Consider the following 22014-nt stretch of genomic DNA (forward strand, 5'->3'; position numbering starts at 1 on the left):
ACGTGCAGACGTTCCTGCCCTACCCGGGCTTCGCCGCCACCGCCCGCGTCCTGGACCCGCGGCGGCTCGGCAAGCAGCGCGTCGAGGCGCTCCAGGTGCTGCGGGCCCTCACCGTCCCCGGATACGGCTGGCAGCGCCATCCCGCGGTGCTGATGTGGACCGGGTACGAGGAGGCGCTCGTCCGCTACGGCCTGGACATCTGCGCGGCCTGGTGCGCGCTCGGGCGCGCCGACACCTGCGCCGCGACGATGGGCGCCGACCTCGCCGCCGCCGGAGGCCCCGCGCGGGTGCGCGGCCAGGAGGCCCTGGCCCGCGCCGGCGAGGTGCCGCCGTGGCTCGGCGAGCCCGCGTTCCACCTGAGCCACCGCTCCGCGCTCGTCCGCAAGGACCCGGGCCACTACGGGCCGCTGTTCCCGGACGCCCCGGACGATCTTCCCTACGTCTGGCCCCGCTCCGACCGCGAGCGGACCGCCCGCGCGGCACGTCATACCAGGGACGATGCCGGGTAGATCCCCACCCGGAGGTATGCGATGAGCACCGATGGAGCGCCGGACGGGCGGCCCCGGGACGAGCGGCTGCTGCGCGACGTGCTGACCGACAGCCACACGATCTCGCTGGAGCAGATGCCCGGCATGGTCGCCGGGCACGCCGCCCTGGCCGGCCTCGCGGACGTGCTGATCTACGTGGTGGACCTCCAGCAGCAGGTGCTGCGCCTGCTGACCGGCAAGGGCGGCGACGCGGGGCGCGGTTCCGGGGACGAGCCGGAGGAGCTGCGCGTCGAGGGCACCCTCGCCGGCCGGGCGTACCAGAGCGTCGAGCTGGTGACGGCCCACCCCGAGGAGAAGGGCGAGGCCGAGCACCTCTGGGTGCCGATCCTGGACGGCACGGAGCGGATCGGCGTCATGCGGGTCACCGTCGAGCCCGGCGACGCGGCGGCCGCGGCGACCGCCGAGTGCCTCGCCGGCCTGGTCGCGCTGCTGATCGTCAGCAAGGGGCCGTCGAGCGACTCGCTCGCCCGGCTGGTGCGCACCCGGGACATGAGCGTGTCGGCGGAGATGCAGTGGCGGCTGCTGCCGCCGATGACGTTCTCCAACGACGCGATGGTGATCGGCGCCGCGCTGGAGCCGGCGTACAAGCTGGGCGGCGACACCTTCGACTACGGACTGGCCGGCGACATCGTGCACCTCGCCGTCCTCGACGCGATGGGCCACGACACCTCGGCCGGCATCACCGCGAACCTCGCGGTGGCGGCGCACCGCAACAGCAGGCTGCAGGGTGCGGGCCTGGTGGAGAGCGGGCGCGCCATCGAGGAGGTGCTGATCGAGCAGGACGAGTCGGGCCGGTTCGTCACGGCGGTGCTGGCCGAGTTGGACACGAGCACGGGCATCCTGTCGTGGATCTCGCACGGGCATCCGCCGCCCGTCGTGATCCGCGGCGGCCGCTGGGTGGCGACGCTGGAGTGCGAGCCGGGCCATCCGCTGGGCACCGACCTCGGCGTCGAGCCCGCCGTGTGCCGCGAGCAGCTGGAGCCCGGCGACCGGCTCCTGCTCTACACCGACGGGATCGTGGAGGCGCGCGACCCGAACAAGGAGGAGTTCGGGCTCGTCCGGTTCGTCGACTTCATCATCCGCCGCAACGCCGACGGCCTGCCGGTCCCGGAGACGCTGCGCCGGCTCGTCCACAGCATCCTCCAGCACCACGCGGGCCGGCTCGACGACGACGCGACCGTCCTGCTGCTGGAATGGCGCGGCTCCGCGGGCATCAGGCGCGCCGAGCCCTCCCTGCGCTGACCCGCGACGAGCCGCCGCCCCGAGCAGGGCGGCGGCTCGTCCCGCGCGAACGGTTCAGGAGAGGCCGAGGGCGCTCATCAGCATCGGGTAGGCGTCGTGCAGGTCGCGCTGCCAGTACGGCCAGGAGTGCTGGCCGTCGAAGAAGCGGGTGGTGACGGGGATGCCGAGGGCGTCGAGCCGGTCGGCGAAGGCGTGCGAGACGTCGTTCGCGGCGGCCTCGACGGGGTCGGTGAACGGGAGCCCGCCGAGCGATCCGGCCGTGCCGTTCCCGCAGGCCACGTACAGCTTCACGCCCGCGAGGCGGCCGGCGATGTCGGTCGGGTTGTGCGCGTGCCAGATCGCGGCCTGCGCGTCGGGCTCGCCCCAGACGCGCCGCCAGTCGGTGCCGGGGCAGGAGAACGACGGGCCCCAGCCGATCGAGTCGTCGCCCGGCTCGTAGCCGTACATGGTGTCGACGTATCCGCTGAATGCCGCGGCCGCCCGGAACATTCCGGGGAACCGGGCCGCGTACAGCATCGCGCCGAGGCCGCCCATCGAATTGCCGGCGACGACGCGGCGGGAGTTCGCCCGGTAGCCGTTCTCCAGGATCGTGCGGAGCTCCTTCATGTGGAAGGTCTCCCATTCGGGTGATCCGCCGTTCCCGTAGTTCCACCAGTCGGAGTAATTGCCGCAGCTTCCGCCTTCCGGCATGACGACGATGACGGGGGTGTCGGCGGTGAGGGCCGCGACGTCGGTGCCGCGCGTCCAGGCGGTGTAGTCATCGACGCCGCCGTGCAGCAGCCACAGCGTCGGCCAGGTGCGGTCGGCGTCCTTCGACCATCCGGACGGCACGAGAAGGCGCACCTTCTCCTGGCCGTCCATGGCGGGGGACCGGACGGTGAGATCGAGGGTGCGGGGGGCGACGGTCGTCTCGGCGACGACCTTCGCGCCGGTGGCGGCGGCCGCGGCGGTGCCGCCGAGGGCGGGCACGGCCGAAACGAGCGCGGCGGCCAGGACGAGGGGGAGCAGCAGGGCGAGGAACCCCGGCCCTGCACCGGGGGTGGGGCGTCGGAGCAATGCGGGCCTTCCGGGGACGCCGGCGGGATGGGCCGGCCGAGGAAAGGGGGCGCCGTTGTTCGGCGAATGCGCGCAGCCAAGCGAAGGGCGGGTCTCGCCCTTGCCCGGTGCCTTCGGGCCGTTGTCCGGCCCGGCGGTGAAGTGCGGTGGAGAGTCGGAGGATTGTGCTACCTACTCGGAGTAGGTTCCCGTTTCCTTCACGTTCCAAGCGTCATGCCGGAAAAGGCAGAAAAATGTTCCCGTACAAGCGTCGCGCCGGACGCCCCTGAGGGCGCCCGGCGCGTTCGGTGTTCCTGTTCTCCGCCGTGTTCGTGATTTGCGGGGTGTCCTTGGTCCGCGCGGTGTGCCCGGTATGTGCGGTGTGCGGTGCGCGGGGTCAGGCGTCCGGCACCGGAGCGGCGGACGGCCCGTTGACGTACCGGACGGCCATCCGCACCGCCCCGCGCAGCGCGCGGAACGCGATCAGCGCCAGCCCGAGCAGCGGCAGGACGAGCAGCACGATCTGCAGCCCGGAGGCGACTAGCTGCAGCGCGCCCGCGCCGCGCGCGGCCTCGGCGGCCAGCCCCTGGATCTTGTGCCAGTCCATCCGGATCAGGCCCGGGACCTGCGTGGAGATCAGCGCGAGCTGGAACACCATCACCGGCACGATGACCAGCACCCACGCCGTGACGAAGACCTGCGGCCAGCGCTTGAGGTCGTTCAGCCGGGTGTCGGCGCGGCGGCGCAGCAGCGCCCGCCGCAGGATCGGCCCGATGTACTTGAACAGGTCGGGGACGCCGATCAGGTCGGACATGATGTAGTAGCCGTCGAAGCGCAGCGTCGGCAGCAGCTGCTGGAGGATCTCCAGGTTGACGTACAGCACCGCGACCAGCAGCGGCTCGAACCCCGTCTGCAGGTACGCCAGCGTCAGCGCGACCACGAAGATGCCGTTGAAGTAGACGCCGGCGAGGTCGGCGCGCAGCCGCCCGGCGCGGCCGAGCCGGTAGGACTCGGTGATGTCGGTGTAGAACGCCGGCCAGACCAGGTAGATGCCGCATCCCATCACGCCGGGCCGGACGCCCCCGTACCGGCAGGCGGCGGCGTGCCCGATCTCGTGGAACGCGCACGACGCGACCCCGAGCCCCATGATCAGCAGGATGCTCACCGGGGCGAGGATGGCGTGCTGCAGCGCCACGCTCATCGACCGGGTGCTCAGCACCCAGGCCTCGGCGGACACGACCGCGAGCAGCACGGGGACCAGCACGAACGGCCGGAACAGCCACGCGAACAGCCCGGCGACGAACCAGGTGGCCGACTCGGGGAACACCGCGAGCCGGAACCGCAGCCCGAGGAACGGGTCGGCCTTGACCACCGGCGGCGCGGTGCCGTCGCTGTAGGTGGTGACGCCGAGCGGGGCGAGCTTGCGGTCGGCGAGGTAGATGACCTGCTCGCCGGTGAGCCGGGCGCCGGCCTCCTGCGAGACCGCCTCGGCCACCCGGTCCAGCGCCGTCTCGATGTCGGCGGTGCGGGCGAGGCCGCGGTGCTCGTGCAGGGCCTTGGCGACCAGGAACAGCAGCGGCGGGAGCCGGACGAGCTGCCGGTTCGGCAGGCAGACGAGCTGGGGCGGCTCCCGATAGCCGGAGTTCTTGAACTCGCCGACGAGCTCGACGCCGTCGGCCAGCACGGGCAGGGTGAGGGGCGCGACCGGGCGTCCCGCGTCCGCGGGCCCGGCCGTGCCGGCGGCCTGCCCCGTGCCGGTGCCCTGGGCCGCTCCGGCGGCCTGGGCGGGCGGCGCGGCGGCCTGGGCCGGCTGCGCGGCGGCCTGCGCCATCGCCGCGGGCCGGGGCGGGCGCGCCGGAGAGTTCGCGCCCGCGCCGCGCGGGGAGCCGGACTTGCGGTGCGCTCCGCTCATGAGCCGTGGTGGACCACGACCGGGACGCAGGTCATCGTCGTGTATCCGGGTTCGGCGAACAGGCCGGTGCCGAGCAGGCCGGGCGTGCCGGTCGACTGGGTGTACTGGCAGGCGTAGGTGACCTCGGTGTCGGAGCCGCCGGACCCGCCGTCGTTGATGTTGATGTTCTTGTTGCCGTTGTCGCCGCCGCCGGCGAGCAGGGTCGACAGCACGGCCCGCTCCGGCAGCACCTCGCCCGACAGCCGGTCGAGTTCGGCGTAGCTGAAGGCATGAGGGTTCGTCTGGCTCATCGGTTGCCTTAACAGATCGTCAGGGAAAAAGGGGGGAAGGGCCGGCGGGAGAACGCCGGCCCTTCCCATGCGGGCCGAGGCCCGCGAGCACGTCGGATCGGATCAGTGACCCGAGACCACCGAGCTGCCGGCGCAGGTGAAGGACGTGTTGGGGTTCTCGGAGCTGAGGCCCAGCGCGCCGATGAGGCCGCCCTGCGAGTGGTTGATGTTGCTCTGGCAGTTCGGGACGACCGCGGTGGTGCCGCCGTCGTGGCCGCCGCCGTGGTTGAAGTTGAGGTTCTCGTTGTCGTTGTCGCTGCCGCCACCGACGAGAAGGGTGGACAGCACGGCGCGCTCCGGCAGAACCTCGCCGGCCAGCTTGTCCAGCTCGGTGTAGCTGAAGGACTTCATGTGGTTCCTTTTCTTCCTTGTCACGCCCGGATCTCAAGGTGGAGCCCGGATGTCCCTTTCCCGCCCCAGGTCGAGGCGAGATAGCTCTACGTATAGCACGTGTGACGGATGGTGGCCAAGCAGGGGGTGGTCGTGCCGTCACGATATGTAGCCCCTCAGCCACCCCGGGCATGGAGATCGCGTGCTGGGTAGGACAGGCACGATTCCGCGCTGACCAGGAGGAGAGGCATGGCCGACAACAGCTTCAGCATCGACGTCGCGGCGATCCGGGAACGCGCCCGGCAGAAGATGGCCGACGGGCCGGTGACCAGCGGCTACAAGCGCAGCCCGGAGGAGGTCGTCGGGGTCCTCAACGACGTGCTCGCGACCGAGATCGTCTGCTGGATGCGCTACTCGCAGCACGCGATCAGCGCGTCCGGCATCGACCGCGCCCAGGTCGCGGCCGAGTTCACCGAGCACGCCGACGAGGAGCGCGACCACGCGATGCGCGCCGCCGAGCAGATCAGCCAGCTGGGCGGCGACCCCGACTTCGACCCCGAGACGCTGGCGCGGCGCTCGCACACCGCCTACGCGACCTTCCAGGACACCGACCTCAAGGGCATGCTCGAGGAGAACCTGGTCGCCGAGCGGATCGTCATCGAGTCCTACCAGGAGATCATCCGGTGGCTCGGGGACGGGGACGTCACCACGCGCCGCCTCATGGAGGACATCCTCGCCGAGGAGGAGGACCACGCCGACGACATCATGGACCTCCTCGGTAACTGAATCAGGAGTGTCTTGACGATTGGGCGCGTTCCCGGGGGTATCCGAGCCGTCATGGAATTCGGATACACCCTGCTCTGCGAGCAGACACCGCCCAAGCAGCTCGTCACCGACCTCGTCGAGGCGGAGGAGGCCGGCTTCGACTACTCCGTCATCTCCGACCACTACTTCCCGTGGCTGGAGGACCAGGGCCACTCCGCCTACGCGTGGTCGGTGCTCGGCGCCCTCGCCCAGGCCACGCACCGCATCCCGCTGATGACGTTCGTGACCTGCCCCACGATGCGGTACCACCCGGCGGTGGTGGCCCAGAAGGCCGCCACCGTCGGGGTGCTCTCGGACGGGCGGTTCACGCTCGGCCTGGGCGCGGGCGAGAACCTGAACGAGCACGTCGTCGGGCGCGGCTGGCCGTCGGTGGACGTCCGGCACGAGATGTTCGCCGAGGCCGTGGAGATCATCCGGGCGCTGTTCGGCGGCGACTACGTCAACTACGAGGGCAAGCACTTCCGCGTCGACTCCGCGAAGCTGTGGGACCTGCCGGACGAGCCCGTCCGGATCGGCATGGCGGCCTTCGGGCCGCGCGCCGGGCGGCTGGCCGCGCGCCACGCGGACCTGCTCATCTCCGACCAGCCCGTCGGCGACGTGGTGAGCCTCTTCCACCGCGAGGGCGGCGGCGGCAAGCCCGTCTACGGGCAGATCCCCGTCGCCTACGGGCAGGACCGCGAGGAGTGCGAGCAGCGGGCGCACCGGTACTGGAAGTTCTCGGCGCCCGCCTGGAAGGTGATGGCCGAGCTTCCCGGGACGGTGAACTTCGAGGCGGCGACGAAGACCGTCCGCCCGGAGGACGTCGTCGAGTCGGTGCCGTGCGGCGACAACGTGGAGGACTACCTCGAGGCCGTCGAGCAGTGGAAGGACGCGGGGTTCACCCACATCTCGTTCTGCCAGAGCGGGCCGGAGCACCAGAAGGACTTCCGCACCTGGGCGGAGGCCGACCTCCTCCCGGCCCTGCGCGAGCGCTTCGGCTGACCCGCCTTTCCACCGCCCCGCAGGGCGGAAGATGTCGAGAACTTGGATATCCGCTGACCCTGAGTGGTTTCCCGGCAGTCCTCACGTGATCGGTGCCGTGACAGGACGGAGGTGGGGAAATGCGATCCGGCTCGCCCCAAGAAGTGGGATCTTGCCGTCCGAATACGAACAGAATTCAGTTCTAGTTTCCCCTGACCTCAGGTGGACTCCCTCATGACCAGAGCATTCAGGGAGGGGTATTGACGGGGTACCGGGCGCTGCCTACGTTCTCACTAGAACGCGTTCTACCCCAGGTGACCGGAAACCGATGTCGAGTGGCGCGACGGTTCCGGACACCGTTCCTCGACGCCGCGGTGCTTCACGCCGCCCACCCGACATGGGCGGATCGGAGCGTCCCGGGTCGCGGAATCCCCCACCCCGTTCGCCGGGTGCAGGCGCGACGCCCGCCGTCCCGAAATGAGGACCGCCTTGTCCCGCATCAAGAAACTCGCCGCCATCGCCTCGACCTCGGCAGCCGCCACCGCCGTGGCCGTCGCCGCGACCGCCGCCCCCGCCCTGGCCTGGACGGCCGGCCCCTTCACCGCCAAGCTGTCCGGGACCATGACGATCAACGCGGGCATCCCCGCGTCGTGCACCGGCTCCACGCTCGGCGGCACCATCACCACCGCCGGAGCGCTCTCGGTGACCTCCGCGTCCATCACCGGCTGCGGCGTGACCGTGACCCCGCAGAACCTGCCGTGGAGCGGCAGCCTGAGCGGTGGCAACGCCACCCTCAGCGGCTTCTCGGTGAGCGCCGTCGGCTGCACCTACGGCGGCACCATCCACGGCACCTACAGCGGCAGCACCTTCCCGGTGACCGTGTCCTTCACCAACCAGACCGTCCCGAAGACGAGCGGCTTCCTCTGCCCGTCCTCGGCCACCCTCACCGCCAAGTACGTCTTCTCCCAGTGACCGCTGAGAGCTGACACCCCCGGCCCGGGCGGCGCGCGCCGCCCGGGCCGCCGGTGGCGCCTCAGCCGACCAGCAGCACGAGCTTCCCGCGTGTGCGGCCCTGCTCGCCCACGCGGTGCGCCTCGGCGACCTCGGCGAGCGGGAAGGTGCGCGCGACCGGGAGCGAGAAGCGCCCGGCCTCGATCAGCTCACCGACCTCCCCGAGCGCATGGACGGCGCGCCCGTCCTCGCCGCGGCTGAATCTCACCCCGTTCTCCCGGGCGCCCAGGAAATCGGCGATCGTCACGACGTGCCCGGCACCTCCGGCCAGCTCGACGAGCTCGGGCAGCACGCCGCTCCCGGCCACGTCGAGCGCCCGGTCCACTCCGCCGGGAGCGAGCGCGCGGACCCGCTCGACGAGCCCCTCGCCGTAGGCGACGGCCTCGACTCCCAGCTCGCGCAGGTACGCGTGGTTCGCCGGACTCGCCGTGCCGATCACGTGCGCACCACGAACCACGGCGAGCTGCACCGCCGCACTCCCGACACTTCCGGAGGCCCCATTGACCAGCAAGGTGACGCCGCTGCCGACGCCGAGCTGGTCGAGGGCGCGCGTGGCCGTCTCGACGGCAGCCGGGAGCGCGGCGGCGCCGGCGAAATCGAGCGACGGCGGGACCGGGGCGTAGTGGGACAGCACCGCCAGCTCGGCCTGCGCCGCCCCCTCGGCGGAGAAGCCGAACACGCGGTCGCCGACCGCCACGTCCGCGACCCCCTCGCCGAGCTCGTCGACGACGCCCGCCGCCTCATGGCCCAGGGTCTGCGGGAGCCCCTCGTCCATCAGGCCGGCGCGCTTCTTCCAGTCGCTCGCGTTGACGCCGGCCGCGCGCACGGCGATCCGCACCTGCCCGGGCCCCGGACGCGGATCGGGGAGATCCGCGATCTCGAGGACCTCCGGACCCCCGAACCGCGTGAAGCGGACTGCCTTCATCATGCGCTCCGGTCTCTGCTCACGGCGTCTGCCTGCTCATGCGCGCTGGACGCGCCCATGCCACACCACGCCATGATCCCCTGCCGACGGTCAGCAGGCGTCGACCGGCCGCCCGGCGTCAGGCCAGGTCGTGCTCGCTGCCCCTGACCTCGCACGTGAACGCCCGCCAGGCCGCCGCACTGAACATCAGCTTCGGCCCCTCCGGATCCTTGCTGTCCCGCACCCCGACGGCGATTGCAAGGTCCGCCACCTCGACACAGTCGCCGCCGCTATGACCACTGTGGCTGCTCTTCCGCCACAGCCCTGCCACCTCGACGCACGCACCGCCCTGGTGGTCGCTGTAGCTGCTCTTACGCCAACGGACAGGCCGTACGCTGCTCATAGTCTCTCCATCGCTGCCCTTATCATGGCGCGCGACTCGTCGATGGGGAGCGCGCGGCCTCGGAGTGAGTCCCAGCGTACGACGAAGTCCGCCAACTTGTCGGGCTGATGAATCAGTGTCCCGATGCCCGCCGATTCCGTATAGGCGGCATTGCTTCCATCCGTGAATCCGAGGATCGTGAAGTCGCCACCTAGTCCGGAATGGTAGCCCGCCCGGAAGGGCACCACCTGTACCACCGTCCCCGGTTGCTCCGAGAGGCGGAGCAAGGCCTCGAACTGCTCTCGCATGATCTCGTGGCTGCCGATCACGCGATGCAAGATCACTTCGTCGAGGGTGAGCCACACCAGCGGCGGGTTGTCGCGATGAAACAGCGCCTTTCGCGCCATGCGCTTGGCGACCAAGTCCATCGCGCGGTCGCCGAATAGCGTGCTCATCAGCGCTGTCGCGTACCCTTCGGTCTGAAAGAGCCCGTTGACGAGGAAGCCTGAACAGTTGCGAACGGAACTCGCTTCTTTCTCGCATTCCAGGAACTCGGTAAACCCGGGCGGTAGTGTGGTCTGCACTTCAAAGTTGTCGGCGTGCTTCCACAGCCGGTAGAAGTGGCCGTCCGTCTCGAAGTACGTATCCAGGTCCTTGGCGCTCTGCTCGGATACCTTGCGGCCGCTCTCCATGGTGCTGATCCACTGCGGTGTGCAGCCGAGTGCATCGGCGAGTTCTCTACCCGTGAGATTGGCCTTGTCGCGCATGCGGCGAAGTTCTTCACCGAAGAAGATGCGGGCTTGGTTCTCAGCCATGGCGACCTCCGGGGGTTAACCAGGCGACGTGGTTGAGTTGATCTTGTTTTCTGCTTGACCGGGGGTGGCCTGCGGTTACTGGCCGACCATAACTCACGGTGTGAACGTGGTCACGGTGGTTCGTCAACTCCGACACGAGGTTCCTTGGATGAGTTGCAGGACGATAGTGATCGATTCACCGAAAAACGGGCACATGGGGCTCGCGTCCGGCTGGTACGGCGAAATCATCGGCGACGGGTTCGTGGCGCGGCGTCTCGACGGGCTGACCGACTACCAGCTCCTCAACGGCTGCCTGCCGGAGGTGCAGGCTCGGGACGAGGGGGAGCTCTGGGTTCTCTGTGACGCCCAGACGCGTCTCGCTGAGCGGGTCGCGCTGGCGGAGTCGGTGCGGAGGCGGCCGTGAGCGGCTCCGGGCTCCACGAGGACAACGCGGGCGTCGAGTCGTACGTGCGGCTCCAGGCGCTCGCCATGCATCTCAAGGCGCACGGGTACGCGGTCGAGGGCGTGGCCGGGGGGCTGGTCGTCCGGAACGCGTCCAGGGCCGGGTGCTGCGACGCGCAGAAGGCGGCCGGGGACACGATCGCGTGCCGCCCGCACGACGGGGACGGCGGGCGCTACTGGTTCTTCACGTCCTGGCGGCAGCCGATCGCCGAGTCCGACCGCATCACCGACGCGCTCGTGATGATCAAGGGATACCTGGGAGCCCCCGATTGAAGGCCCCCGGTCCCGACCCGGCCGCCTACCTGGCCGCGCTGAGGGCGGAGTTCCCGGAGTGGGGGATCGTCGCCGACCCGGAGCGTCCGATCTGGATGGCCGTCCGGGGCCGCACCCTGCTCGTCCGGGCGTCCGACGGCCCCGTCCTGCGCCGGCGCCTCCGGGAACTGTCCGGCCGGCGCCGGTAATCCGAAAGGCGCGCCGGCGCGTCATCCACTGAACCGGGATCGGTCACTTTTATTGTATTTCTTGTCAATACTTGCGGAAGTGACTGCCGGGACAGTAGTTTCTTCGGGCGAGCGAGCGCAAGGCCGGGGTTGGCGCGCGGTCCGGCTCGGTCCGATCGGCTGGGGAGTCAATGAAGAAGCGTACCGACAGGAAGATCGCCATCGCCGGGACGGCGGCGGCGGCCGTGATCCTGCCCGCCGTCATGGTGGGGCTCGCCCAGGCGGGGGTGGGGGTGCCCAAGGGCAAGCCCCAGGCCGCCGGCAACGCCGAGCCGATCCCCTCGTTCGGTCCGCCGACCCAGCCGGCGCAGGTCTCCGGGTCGGCCTCGCCGAAGGCGTCGCCGTCCACCACGTCCAAGCCGATCACGGTGCCGAACGTGCCGCTGACGCACGGCGGCAACCCGTTCGGGACCGGCGGCTCGCCCGCCAGGAACGACCCCGACAGCAACAACGGCTCGCACGGCAAGAAGCCGCACCTGCCGCCCGGCGTCGGCGACGGCAAGTACCGCAAGGCCCCCGACGGCGCCACGATCACCGCGATCAAGAAGGTGCACGCGCAGGAGTTCGACGTCAGCATCGCCTCCCCGGCGCTGGGCGCGGTCGTGCAGACGCGGGTGTTCGTCCCCCAGGGCTGGAAGGCGAGCGACACCAAGACCTACCCGGTCGTGTACGCCTTCCACGGCGGCAACAACAAGTACACGTCGTGGAGCCACGACGGGCACATCGAGAACGTGGCGAAGAACTACAACGCCATGGTCGTCATGCCCGAGGGCGGCTCGAACGGCTCGTACGCCAACTGGTGGAACGGCGGCAAGGGCGGCATCCCCGAGTGGGAGAGCTTCCACATCTCCGAGGTCATCCCGCTGATGGAGGCCAACTTCCACGCCGGGTCGACGCGCGCCGCGATGGGCCTGTCGTCCGGCGGCCAGGGATCGATCACCTACGCCGAGCGCCACCCGGGCTACTTCAAGTACGCCGCGTCCTACAGCGGCGCGCTCAACATCACCGCGCCGGGCATGCCGGCAGTGCTGACGATGATGAACAAGGACGCCGGTACGAAGATCTGGGGCGACCCCATCTTCAACCGGTCGAACTGGGCGGCGCACGACGCCGCGGTCAACGTCGGCAAGCTCAAGGGCACGGGCGTCTACGTCTCCTCCGGCAACGGCCAGCCCGGCCCCTACGACAACCCCAACGCCGCCCCCGGGGACGCGGGCCGCGTCGGCGAGAACCTCGCCGGGCAGATGAACGTCAACTTCGTCGACGCCGCCAAGCGGGCCGGCGTCTCCGTCACCTCGCACCTGTACGGGCCGGGCATGCACAACTGGAAGTACTGGCGCCGCGAGGTGAACCTCAGCTGGCCGTCCATCATGGCGGCGATCGGCGCCAAGAAGGTCTGAGCCGCACGGTCCGGGGCGCGCGGTAGCGTGGCCGCGTGAAGGGCTTGGCGCGGCGCGAGTTCCAGCTCGTGCTGCTGCGCCGGATGGCCGACTACCAGCCCGGCCTCGTCGAGGACGCGATGCGCGCGCTGGACGCCTCCCGCACCGAGATGCGCGAGGTCAACGCCCGCTGGCAGCGGATCCTGCGGTCCCGGACGTTCCCGCGCGGCCGGCGCCGCTACGAGGCGGTCCTCGGACCGGCCGACGCCGGGGAGCGCCGCGTCGGCGACGTCGTGTGCGAGGTGGCCTCCTGGCCGCCGTTCCCGCTGTGGCCCGGCCTGCGGTTCGAGATCACGATGGCGCCGGACGGGTCGGTCGCGCAGGAGTGGCTCGTCCGCGAGGAGGGCTCGCCGGTGCCGGAGCTGCGCACCGTCGACGACCTCGCCCCGTGGACGTGCGTGGTCGGCGACCTGGCCGCGCGGTGGGACGGCCTCGCGCACCAGGACGGCGACGCGCCGAGCCGCTGGCACGTCGGGTTCTCCGCGCCCGACGGATCGTCCTACGTCGCCCACTTTGTATGGGGTCTGCTGCAGGACGTGGTGAGCGTCTAGGCTCGCCCGCTTTGGTCAAACTTTGGCTGGTCTTTGGGGTATTCCGGCATCGCCGTGTCCGCCGTGATGGCACATCCGCCCATAACGTGGTGTTCATGCGCGCTCGGAAGGCGGGATCATGCCCGAAGTGACCGGACACGCCCCGGGACGGCCGTCCTGGGCCGAGCTGGCGAGTCCCGACGTCAAGGCGTCCGGGGCGTTCTACTGCCGCCTGTTCGGCTGGTACGTCTACACGCTCACGGTCCCCGAGCTCGGCGACTACGACGTCTTCACCCTCGGCGACGTCCAGGGGCCGGAGGTGGCGGGGATGCAGTCGCTCGCCGACGACGCCCAGCCGCCGTCCTGGACCTGCTACTTCCGCACCGACGACATCGACGCCACCCTCGACACGATCAAGGCCGCGGGCGGGGCGGAACTGGTGCCCCCGACCGACGTCTCCGACCTCGGCCGGATGGCGCTGTGCACCGACCCCGAGGGCGCCGACTTCGCGCTGTGGACGGCCGGGAACCTGAAGGGGGCCGGCGTCGTGGACGAGCCGAACACCATGTGCTGGGTGGAGCTGGCGTGCCACGACACCGAGGAGGCCCGCCGCTTCTACGGCAAGGTCTTCGGCTGGCAGACCGTCGAGCGCGAGTACTACACCCCGTACACCAACTTCAAGGTCGGCGACTGGTCGGTGGGCGGCATGGTCTCCATCGACCAGCTGAGGCGCTACGACTACGAGGCCGAGCCGCACTGGATCCCGTACTTCTGGGTCGGGGACTGCGACGCGACCGCCGCCCTGACCGCCGAGCTCGGCGGGCGCGTCCTGCTCCCGCCCACCGACATCGGGCCGGGCCGGTACGCGGTGCTGGCCGACCCGGCCGGCGCCCGGCTGGCCGTCATCACCCCGGCCCGCGACGACGGACCAGGGGAGGCCCGATGACGGAGGAGCCGACGCGGCCGGCCCCGGGCTGGCCCGGCTGGATCGACCTCGCCAGCCCGCGCCCGGACGAGGCCCGGACGTTCTACTGCGAGCTGTTCGGCTGGTACTCCTACACGCTGACCGTCCCCGACTACGGCGACTACACGATGTTCACCCTCGGGGACGTCCAGGGGGCGGAGGTGGCGGGGATGCAGTCGCTCGCCGACGACGCGCAGCCGCCGTCCTGGACCTGCTACTTCAAGGTCGAAGACCTCCAGGAGACGGTCGACGCCGTCAAGGCCGAGGGCGGGCGGGAGCTGATCCCGCCGTCCGACTACGCCGGGATGGGCTCCATGGCGCTCTGCATGGACCCCGAGGGCGCCGACTTCGGCGTCGCCACGCCCGGCGCCACCATCGAGTTCGGCACCGTCAACCAGCCGTTCACCATGTGCTGGGCGGAGCTGGCGTGCCGCGACACCGAGGAGGCCCGCCGCTTCTACGGCGGCGTGTTGGGCTGGAAGGCCGTCGACCGCGACTACTACGGCTCCGTCTACACCAACTGGAAGATCGGCGACTGGTCCGTCGGCGGCATGATCTCCATGGACCACACGTGGCCGCCGCACTACCCGCCGCACTGGATGCCGTACTTCTGGGTCGAGGACTGCGACGCCGCCGCGGCCAGGGCCGCCGAGCTCGGCGCGCAGATCCGCATCAAGCCCGCCGACATCCAGCCCGGCCGCTACGCGATGATGACCGACCCCACCGGCGCCCGGCTCGCGATCATCACGCCGCGGATCGCCGGAGGCCCCGGCCTCTCCCTGGCGTCCCCGGACGGCGCGCCCTAGACCCCGCGTCCGGCCCCTCGGGGGCGCGCCGGGAGGTGTGGGCGGCGCCACTGCGCGGCGGCGGGCGGCTGGCGGTTCGAGCGGCGATCATCGGGAATCGCAGACCGGTGCTGATCACCGGAATGCGCCGTTACCTCCTGCCCTGGGCCGGCCGGCGGTACTGGCAGGAGCGGCTGAAGCTCACCGCGAAGGCCGTCGTCGCGGCGGTCATCGCCTGGCTGGTCGCCCGGTATCTCGTCGGACATTCCGCGCCGTACTTCGCGCCGCTCGCCGCGCTGCTGGGGGTGTACCCGTCGGTCGTCCGGTCCGTCCGGGAGAGCCTCGGCTACGCCGCCGGGTTCGTCATCGGCGCCGCGCTGGCGATACCGGTCGGCATTTGGATCGGTCCGAACGCGGTCGGGATCGCGGTCGTACTCGTCTTCGCCATGATGGCGTCCGGGTGGCGGCGGCTCGGCGGGCAGGCGTCGCAGGTCGCCTTCGCCGCGCTGTTCGCCCTGCTGCTCGGCGGCCACCAGGCCGTCGGGTACACGCTGCCGCGCCTCGCCGACGTCGCGGTCGGCCTCACGGTCGGGCTCGCCGTGAACGCGCTGGTGTTCCCGCCGCTCTACCTGCGCCGCGCCGAGTACGCCGCGAACGGGCTGCGGGACGCCCTCGCGGAGGCGATGGACGCGCTCGCCGGCGCCGTCACCGACCCGGAGGAGGGCCGCCCGGCCTGGGAGGAGGCCGAAGAGCGGCTGCGCGGCGTCCAGGAGCAGGCCCGGCACGCCTACGAGCAGGGCCGCGACAGCATGCGCGCCAACCCGCGCGCGAAGCTGCGCGGCTACAAGCTGCGGTGGCGGGACGAGCCGGAGCGCTGGCCCGCGACCCGCCTGATGAACACCCTGGAGCAGGTGACGACGTACCTGCGGTCGATCGCCGCCACCCACGACGAGGCGATGGGCGCCGAGACGCGGGAACTGCGGTTCTCGGAGGCGTTCCGGCAGGACTACGCGCGCATGCTCGGCAAGCTCGCCGCCCTCGTCCGGCCGCTGCCCGAGGCGCCCGGCGACCGGGAGATCTCGGACGCCGAGCGCCTCCAGGAGCGGCTGGAACGCCCCCACCACGGGGCGGGCACGGACGGGCCCGGCCTGTGGGACCCGCGCAAGGAGGTCCTGCGGCTCAGCCGCCTCGTGCTGGACGACCTGTGCCCGCGCCCGCCGCGGTGAAAGTGTCGGCGCCTTAGAAGAGGGCGCCGTGTCAGGAGAAGACGCCGATGCCGTTCGCGACGGCGCGCTCGGTCCCGTCGGACGGGGCGTTGCGCACGGTCGCCGCCGGTTCGCCGGGCCCGCGCGCGACGAACGTGGACGAGCCGCCGCCGTCGAGGTTCACCCCGTCGGACGCGCCGGCCCGCTCGAGCAGCGACGCCAGTTCCGCGACCGTGAGCCCGCCGCTGGCCTCCGAGCGCCCGTCCACCACGGCCAGGTACAGGTGGCGGCCGTCGCGGCTCACCCCGGCGGCGGTGCGCGGCGCGGGGCCCGCCGCGTCCAGGCCGTCCAGCGGCTCGCCGCGGCGCAGGATCGGGAACCCGCCGACCGCGAACCGGAACCGCACCTTCCCGGCCAGCCGGTAGCGGAGCTTCAGCCGGTCACCCTTGCGCAGCTTCCGCAGCGCGTCCGCGCCCCCGTCGCGGCCCACCAGCACCGTCGTGTCCTCGGGGATCGCGCCGCCGCCCACCGCGTCCGACACGCCCGTGACGACGCCGCGCCGCACCGTCACCTCCGCCGTGTCGGTGCTGCACGGGGCGTTGCGGACCTCGTCCGTCCCGCAGACCGCGCGCTGCCGCGACACCGTGCCCCACTCGCCGGTGAACGCGCCGACGCCGCCGACCGGCAGCGCGTACTGGTTGAGCCCGCGCAGCTTGAGCGTCCCGAGCCGGGACCGGACCGTCCCGGCCAGCCGCAGGCTCGCGACGTGCCCGCGCTTGTCGGTGCCGACCCCGATGACGTCGCGCGTGGACGTCCCGGGCGGCAGCGCGGGCCCGAACCGCTGCCCGTCCGGCACCGCCGCCTTCAGCGCCCGGCCGCCGTCCACCTCCGGCCCGGACGACGAACCGGTCGGCTGCACGCCGGGGTGCGTCTCGCTGATGTTGAAGAAGTCGCCGTTGATCCCGGCGACGGCGTGCTGGGCGTTCGCCATGTCCGACACCGTCGCGCGCTGCGCGATCGCGTCCGGGTGCAGCAGGCCGACCCGCACGTGCGGGGCGCGCAGGTCGATGTCGAGCAGGTCGCCGACCGCCTTCCCCCCGATCCCGGACGTCTCGAACGTGCGCGCCACGATCCCGGGCGAAAGCCGCGCCACGGACGTGTAGCGCAGCCCCGCGACCGCCGCCGAGCGCTGCGCCATCGCGCGCGCGCCGGACCCCTCGCCGGAGCCGGCGCCGTCCGCGGCCGGGGGCACCGGCGCGGCGCCCGCCGGAAGCGTTCCCGCGAGCACGGCCAGCGCGCTCGCCGCCGCGATCGCGGCCGTCCACTTTCTCCCCACCGGTCACACCCTTCTCTGCGGTGACAGCCTGATGATCATGGCGCGGCGCGGGTGAACCGGTGGTGCCGGCGGCGCGAAGTTTGGCCAACGATCTCCCTGGGCCCGCCCGCGGCGGGGGATTGACGGGCGGACCTGCACCGAATTACGTTCGGATACCTACTGGTCGGTAATGAGGGAGCGACGAGATGCGGGCAGCGCGCGAGGCATGGCGCCGGCTGGAACCGGTGCACGCGATGATCTACTTCGTGCCGGAGGGACCCGAGCGCTACGCCGCGCTCGGCCTCGACGCGGCGGCCGGCTACTTCGCCTCCCGCTCCGCCGCCTTCGGCCGGGCGTCCGCCGAGCTCGTGATCGCCACGTTCTACAACTTCGACCCCCGCCTCGTCCGCCGCCACCTGCCCGCCGCCTGGGAGAGGACGACACCGGAACGGATGCTCGCCGCGCGGCTGGACGCGGCCGGCGCCGCCCTGCGCCGCGGCCGCGTCGACCGCGTCCACGGCCTGGAGGAGACCCTCGACCTCGCCACCCGCGCCGCCGAGGCCGCCGCCGGGCACCTGCACGGCCGGCCCCTGTTCGCCGCGCACGCCGCCCTGCCCTGGCCCGACGAGCCGATCGACCGGCTCTGGCACGCCCAGACGCTGCTGCGCGAGTTCCGCGGCGACGGGCACGTGGCCGCGCTGACCGACGCGGGCGTCACCCCGCTCGAAGCCCTCGTCCTGCACGCCGGCACCGGCACCGTCCCGACGCCGTTCCTCAAGGCCACCCGCGCCTGGCCCGCCGACGAATGGGCCGCCGCCGAGGACGCCCTCCGCGGCCGCGGCCTGCTCGAAGGCGACGAGCTGACCGCCGAGGGCAAGGCGTTCCGGCAGCGCATCGAGACCGCACCGACGAACTCGCCCTCCCCGCCTACACCGCCCTCGGCGAGGCCGGCTGCGAGCGCCTCGCCGAACTGGCCCGCCCCTTCGGCCGCGCCGTGGTCGACGCGGGACTGCTGAACCCCGCTCGCTGAACACTCCCTGAACGGGCCCGGAGCCGGAAAAACCCTTGGCGCCGATTCCGGGCCCGCGGATATCGTCGCGAGGCCGCGGAAGATCTCCGCGGCCACGCCGGCGAGAGCCAGAAAAGGAGTGATTCCCGATGACCGCGACCTTCCTGGACCTGACGACCGTTCGCAACATCGGGATCATGGCGCACATCGACGCCGGCAAGACCACCACCGCCGAACGCATTCTCTACTTCACCGGCGTCTCGCACCGCATCGGCGAAGTGCACGACGGCAATACCGCCCTCGATTGGACCGACCAGGAACGCAAACGCGGAATCACCATCACCTCCGCCGCGACGACCTGCCATTGGCGCGGGCACACGATCAACCTGATCGACACGCCCGGCCACGTCGACTTCACCATCGAGGTCGAACGCTGCCTGCGCGTCCTCGACGGCGCCGTCGCCGTCTTCGACGGCGTCGCCGGGGTCGAGCCGCAGTCGGAGACCGTGTGGCGGCAGGCCGACCGGTACGGCGTCCCGCGCGTCTGCTTCGTCAACAAGCTCGACCGCGCGGGCGCCGACTTCGGCCGCTGCGTCGACATGATCGCCGACCGGCTCGGCGCGGTCCCGCTCGTCCTGCAACTGCCGATCGGCGCCGAGTCCGGCTTCACCGGCGTCGTCGACCTGGTGGAGGAGCGCGCGCTCGTCTGGACGGACGGCGGCGAACCGGACGTCCGGCCCGTCCCGCCCGGCCTCGCGGCCGACGCGCGGCGCTGGCGGGCCCGGCTCGTCGAGACGCTCGCCGAGCACGACGACGCGATCATGCAGCTGTACGTGGACGGCGCCGAACCGGCCGCCGAGCGGCTGCACGAGGCGATCCGGCGGCTCACCGTCGCGTCCGCCGCCACGCCGGTGCTGTGCGGCAGCGCGTACAAGAACAAGGGCGTCCAGCCGTTGCTGGACGCGGTCGCGCGATACCTGCCCTCGCCGCTGGACGTCGAGGACGGGCCGCGCGCCGCGTCCGACGGCGCCCCGCTGTCCGCCCTCGCCTTCAAGATCATGACCGACCGGCACCTCGGCCGGCTCACCTTCGTCCGGATCTACTCCGGCCGCCTGGAGACCGGCATGCCGGTGCTGAACAGCGTCCGGAACGGGAGGGAGCGGATCGGCAAGATCTACCGCGTGCACGCCGCCAGCCGCGAGGAGATCGCGTCGGCGGGCGCGGGCGACATCGTCGCGGTCATGGGCCTCAAGCAGACCGCGACCGGTGAGACGCTCTGCGACCCCGCCCACCCCGTCGTGCTCGAGTCCATGGACTTCCCGTCCCCGGTCATCGAGGTCGCGATCGAACCGCGCTCCCAGGACGACCAGGAGAAACTGGCCGCCGCGATCCAGCGGCTCGCCGAGGAGGACCCGTCCTTCCAGGTGCGCGCCGACCCGGAGACCGGCCAGACCGTCATCGGCGGAATGGGAGAACTCCACCTGGAGATCCTCACCACCCGGCTGAAGGACGACCACGGCGTCGACGCCAATGTCGGCCGCCCCCGCGTCGCCTATCGGGAGACCATTCGCCGGGCCGTCTCGGACGTCGAGGTGACGTACAGGAAACAGAACGGCGGAAAGGGACAGTTCGCGAAGGTCCGGATCTCCGTCGAGCCGATCGAGGAGCATTATGAGTTCGTCAACCGGGTGACCGGCGGGCGCGTCCCGCGGCATTTCGTGCCGTCCGTGGACGCCGGCTGCCAGGACGCCCTGCGGACCGGCCCGCTCGCCGGCTTCGAGATGACGGGCGTGCGCGTCACCCTGCTGGACGGCGACCACCACCCGGTCGACTCGTCCGAGCTCGCCTTCACGATCGCCGGCTCGCTGGCGGTCCGGGAGGCGGTCCGCCGCGCGTCGCCCGCCCTGCTCGAACCCGTGGCGGCCGTCGAGGTCACCACGCCCGCCGAGCACATGGGCGCGGTCATCGGCGACCTCAACGCCCGCCGCGGCCGCGTCGAGGGCACCCGCCCCCAGGGCGGCGCCGAGGTCGTCAGCGCCCTGGTGCCGCTCGCGGAGATGTTCGGCTACGTCGGCCACCTCCGCGGCGCCACCTCGGGCCGCGCGGTGCACACCATGCAGTTCCACTCGTACGCCGAGGCCCCGCCCACCGTGGCCGCCGAACTGACGGCGACCACCTGACCCCCGCGGCCGGCCGCACCCTGCCCGGGTGCGGCCGGCTCTAGCCGAGTGAGCGGCGGGCTACGAGGGCGGCGTTGAGGAGTTGCAGGTCGGTGGGGCGGGCCGGGTCGAGGCCGGTCAGCTCGCAGATCCGGCGGACGCGGTAGGCGACGGTGTTCGGGTGGACGTGCAGGGCCGCCGCGGTGGCGCGGCGGTCCAGGTCGTCCGCGAGGTAGCGGCGCAGCGTGTGCAGCAGCTCCGGCTTGCGGTCGAGCGGCTCCAGCAGCGCGGCCAGCAGGGCGAGCGCGCCGCTCGGCCGGCTGAGCTGGTAGTCCAGCAGGACGTCGGCGAGCCGGTACAGGCCCGGCGGCCGGCCCGACCCGCGCACGAGGTCGATGATCTCGGCGGTCTGGGTGACGGCGGCGGGGATGCCGGACGGCCCGGTGATCTCCGCCGCAGCGGTGACCCGGGTGTCGGCGGCCTTGCCGGCCTGCGCGACGAGGTCGTGCACCAGGTCCCAGGACGGCGGTGCCGCGAACGGCAGCAGCGCCGTCCCGCCGGAGGCGTCCAGCGCGGTGAGCGCGGGCTCGCCGGCGAACCGGTCCAGCACCGTCCGGACGCGGCGGATCTTGCGGCGGGCGGCGACGCGGGCGCGCTGGCCCGTGCCGCGCTCGTCGGGCGTCGGCGCGAACGCGAGGGTCAGCACGGCGTACCGGGCGGCGGGACGCAGGCCGGTGCGGCGGACGATGCTCTCCAGCGGCTCCCCGGCGAGCAGCGCCGCCATCAGCGCGTGCCGCCCGCCCTGCTCCTGGCTGTCGAGGACCTGCCGGACCTCCAGGTAGGAGCCGCTGACGGCGGTGGCCAGCCGCGCCTGGAAGTCGACGAAGTAACCGAGCGCCTCCTGCAGGTCGGGCAGGTCGGACGGCCGGGCGCCGGCGGCCAGCTCGTCCCAGGCCATCGCCGCGCCGATCCGGTACGCGGTGAGGATCGCCTCCAGCGGCACGCCCTCCTCGGCGCGCTGGGCCGCCGAGTCGCGCTGCCGGCCGAACTCGCCGGCGCGGGCGGGGCGGCGGCGCTCCAGCACGTCCGCGAACTGGCGGAGGCTGTGCTGGACGATCCCGGCGATGTCGCCGGCGATCTCCTCCTGCGGCAGCTCGGCGTAGGCGGGCAGCTCGTCCAGCAGCCGGGCCAGGACGCGCCGGGTCAGCTCCGGCGCCCGCGCCCGCAGGTGGGCCGCAACCGGCCGCCCGCCCATGCGCAACGCCCGCGCGACGGGCCCTGCCGTGCTCAGCGGCCGCTTGTTGTCCTCCGGCACAACGGCTCCCGGGAAACTCTGCGCACGCGCCAATTGAACGGTGTGTCGAAAGTCTGGAC

23 protein-coding genes and 1 pseudogene are annotated in these 22014 nt (G+C 72.1%); 15 read left to right on the top strand and 9 right to left on the bottom strand.

The features are described 5' to 3' along the window. Positions 1-2 precede the first annotated feature (2 nt). Together QP089_RS35980 and QP089_RS35985 are read left to right on the top strand one after the other, a co-directional pair. On the top strand, positions 3-509 hold the full coding sequence (locus tag QP089_RS35980; RefSeq protein ID WP_285917959.1) for an MSMEG_6728 family protein: 507 nt from the start codon (positions 3-5) through the stop codon (positions 507-509). A gap of 21 nt (positions 510-530) precedes the next feature. Further along, on the top strand, positions 531-1790 hold the full coding sequence (locus QP089_RS35985) for a PP2C family protein-serine/threonine phosphatase (protein WP_285917960.1): 1260 nt from the start codon (positions 531-533) through the stop codon (positions 1788-1790). A gap of 54 nt (positions 1791-1844) precedes the next feature. Here QP089_RS35985 and QP089_RS35990 read toward each other — a convergent pair whose 3' ends face one another. The 4 genes from QP089_RS35990 to QP089_RS36005 all read right to left on the bottom strand — a co-directional run bounded on the left by QP089_RS35990 (position 1845) and on the right by QP089_RS36005 (position 5417). Then, entirely contained in the window at positions 1845-2846 is a 1002-nt protein-coding gene (locus QP089_RS35990; protein ID WP_285917962.1) for an alpha/beta hydrolase, read from the bottom strand. 376 nt (positions 2847-3222) lie between these two features. Beyond that, positions 3223-4737, bottom strand: a complete 1515-nt coding sequence (locus QP089_RS35995; protein WP_285917964.1) for a hypothetical protein — start codon at positions 4735-4737, stop codon at positions 3223-3225. Beyond that, a complete protein-coding gene (locus QP089_RS36000) occupies positions 4734-5027 on the bottom strand; it encodes a hypothetical protein (protein ID WP_285917966.1) in 294 nt (97 codons plus the stop codon). Before QP089_RS36000 ends, QP089_RS35995 begins: the two co-directional genes overlap by 4 nt. A gap of 102 nt (positions 5028-5129) precedes the next feature. Beyond that, positions 5130-5417 (bottom strand): hypothetical protein, encoded by a 288-nt coding sequence (locus QP089_RS36005; RefSeq protein WP_285917967.1) that lies wholly within the window; start codon positions 5415-5417, stop codon positions 5130-5132. 228 nt (positions 5418-5645) lie between these two features. On the opposite strand from QP089_RS36005, the gene QP089_RS36010 reads away from it, so the two are divergent. The 3 genes from QP089_RS36010 (at position 5646) to QP089_RS36020 (ending at position 8153) form a co-directional block, all read left to right on the top strand. Then, the gene (locus tag QP089_RS36010) at positions 5646-6182 is read left to right on the top strand and encodes a ferritin-like domain-containing protein (RefSeq protein WP_285917969.1); all 537 of its coding nucleotides are present in this window, start codon (positions 5646-5648) and stop codon (positions 6180-6182) included. 51 nt (positions 6183-6233) lie between these two features. Then, positions 6234-7202, top strand: coding sequence for a TIGR03557 family F420-dependent LLM class oxidoreductase (locus QP089_RS36015; RefSeq protein WP_285917970.1), 969 nt, complete (start codon positions 6234-6236; stop codon positions 7200-7202). 468 nt (positions 7203-7670) lie between these two features. Further along, a complete protein-coding gene (locus QP089_RS36020) occupies positions 7671-8153 on the top strand; it encodes a PraA/PraB family alkane oxidation protein activator (protein ID WP_285917972.1) in 483 nt (160 codons plus the stop codon). A gap of 61 nt (positions 8154-8214) precedes the next feature. Here QP089_RS36020 and QP089_RS36025 read toward each other — a convergent pair whose 3' ends face one another. The 3 genes from QP089_RS36025 to QP089_RS36035 form a co-directional block, all read right to left on the bottom strand. Continuing rightward, complete coding sequence (locus QP089_RS36025) at positions 8215-9117, bottom strand: NADP-dependent oxidoreductase (RefSeq protein ID WP_353070667.1); 903 nt, start codon at positions 9115-9117, stop codon at positions 8215-8217. 118 nt (positions 9118-9235) lie between these two features. Beyond that, positions 9236-9499 carry a DUF397 domain-containing protein gene (locus QP089_RS36030; protein ID WP_285917977.1) on the bottom strand — a complete coding sequence of 88 codons (264 nt, stop codon included), beginning with the start codon at positions 9497-9499 and terminating at the stop codon, positions 9236-9238. Then, a complete protein-coding gene (locus QP089_RS36035; protein WP_285917978.1) occupies positions 9496-10293 on the bottom strand; it encodes a helix-turn-helix domain-containing protein in 798 nt (265 codons plus the stop codon). The genes QP089_RS36030 and QP089_RS36035 overlap by 4 nt, the downstream gene beginning before the upstream one ends. A gap of 166 nt (positions 10294-10459) precedes the next feature. On the opposite strand from QP089_RS36035, the gene QP089_RS36040 reads away from it, so the two are divergent. From QP089_RS36040 to QP089_RS36075, 8 genes are all read left to right on the top strand, one after another. Beyond that, positions 10460-10696: a hypothetical protein gene (locus QP089_RS36040; protein ID WP_285917980.1), complete on the top strand. Its 237-nt coding sequence runs from the start codon at positions 10460-10462 to the stop codon at positions 10694-10696. After that, positions 10693-11007, top strand: coding sequence for a hypothetical protein (locus QP089_RS36045; RefSeq protein WP_285917982.1), 315 nt, complete (start codon positions 10693-10695; stop codon positions 11005-11007). The genes QP089_RS36040 and QP089_RS36045 overlap by 4 nt, the downstream gene beginning before the upstream one ends. After that, a complete protein-coding gene (locus QP089_RS36050) occupies positions 11004-11195 on the top strand; it encodes a hypothetical protein (protein ID WP_285917984.1) in 192 nt (63 codons plus the stop codon). The genes QP089_RS36045 and QP089_RS36050 overlap by 4 nt, the downstream gene beginning before the upstream one ends. A gap of 170 nt (positions 11196-11365) precedes the next feature. Next, the gene (locus QP089_RS36055; RefSeq protein ID WP_285917986.1) at positions 11366-12634 is read left to right on the top strand and encodes an alpha/beta hydrolase; all 1269 of its coding nucleotides are present in this window, start codon (positions 11366-11368) and stop codon (positions 12632-12634) included. 35 nt (positions 12635-12669) lie between these two features. After that, positions 12670-13224, top strand: a complete 555-nt coding sequence (locus QP089_RS36060; protein ID WP_285917988.1) for a hypothetical protein — start codon at positions 12670-12672, stop codon at positions 13222-13224. Positions 13225-13342: 118 nt separating this feature from the next. Then, a complete protein-coding gene (locus tag QP089_RS36065; RefSeq protein WP_285917990.1) occupies positions 13343-14149 on the top strand; it encodes a VOC family protein in 807 nt (268 codons plus the stop codon). Beyond that, the gene (locus tag QP089_RS36070) at positions 14146-14973 is read left to right on the top strand and encodes a VOC family protein (RefSeq protein WP_285917992.1); all 828 of its coding nucleotides are present in this window, start codon (positions 14146-14148) and stop codon (positions 14971-14973) included. Before QP089_RS36065 ends, QP089_RS36070 begins: the two co-directional genes overlap by 4 nt. Positions 14974-15095: 122 nt before the next feature. Further along, on the top strand, positions 15096-16178 hold the full coding sequence (locus QP089_RS36075; RefSeq protein ID WP_285917994.1) for an FUSC family protein: 1083 nt from the start codon (positions 15096-15098) through the stop codon (positions 16176-16178). A gap of 31 nt (positions 16179-16209) precedes the next feature. Here the strand turns inward: QP089_RS36075 and QP089_RS36080 are convergent, their stop codons facing one another. Beyond that, positions 16210-17493, bottom strand: a complete 1284-nt coding sequence (locus QP089_RS36080; protein WP_285917996.1) for a phosphodiester glycosidase family protein — start codon at positions 17491-17493, stop codon at positions 16210-16212. A 185-nt stretch (positions 17494-17678) separates the two neighbouring features. On the opposite strand from QP089_RS36080, the pseudogene QP089_RS36085 reads away from it, so the two are divergent. Together QP089_RS36085 and fusA are read left to right on the top strand one after the other, a co-directional pair. Beyond that, positions 17679-18502: pseudogene (locus QP089_RS36085) on the top strand (SCO6745 family protein). 128 nt (positions 18503-18630) lie between these two features. Next, complete coding sequence (gene fusA / locus QP089_RS36090) at positions 18631-20661, top strand: elongation factor G (protein WP_285917999.1); 2031 nt, start codon at positions 18631-18633, stop codon at positions 20659-20661. 40 nt (positions 20662-20701) lie between these two features. Here fusA and QP089_RS36095 read toward each other — a convergent pair whose 3' ends face one another. Next, positions 20702-21955 carry a PucR family transcriptional regulator gene (locus tag QP089_RS36095; RefSeq protein WP_285918000.1) on the bottom strand — a complete coding sequence of 418 codons (1254 nt, stop codon included), beginning with the start codon at positions 21953-21955 and terminating at the stop codon, positions 20702-20704. Between the last annotated feature and the right edge of the window lie 59 nt (positions 21956-22014).

The organism is Actinomadura opuntiae (assembly GCF_030283205.1).
Classification (GTDB): Bacteria; Actinomycetota; Actinomycetes; order Streptosporangiales; family Streptosporangiaceae; genus Spirillospora.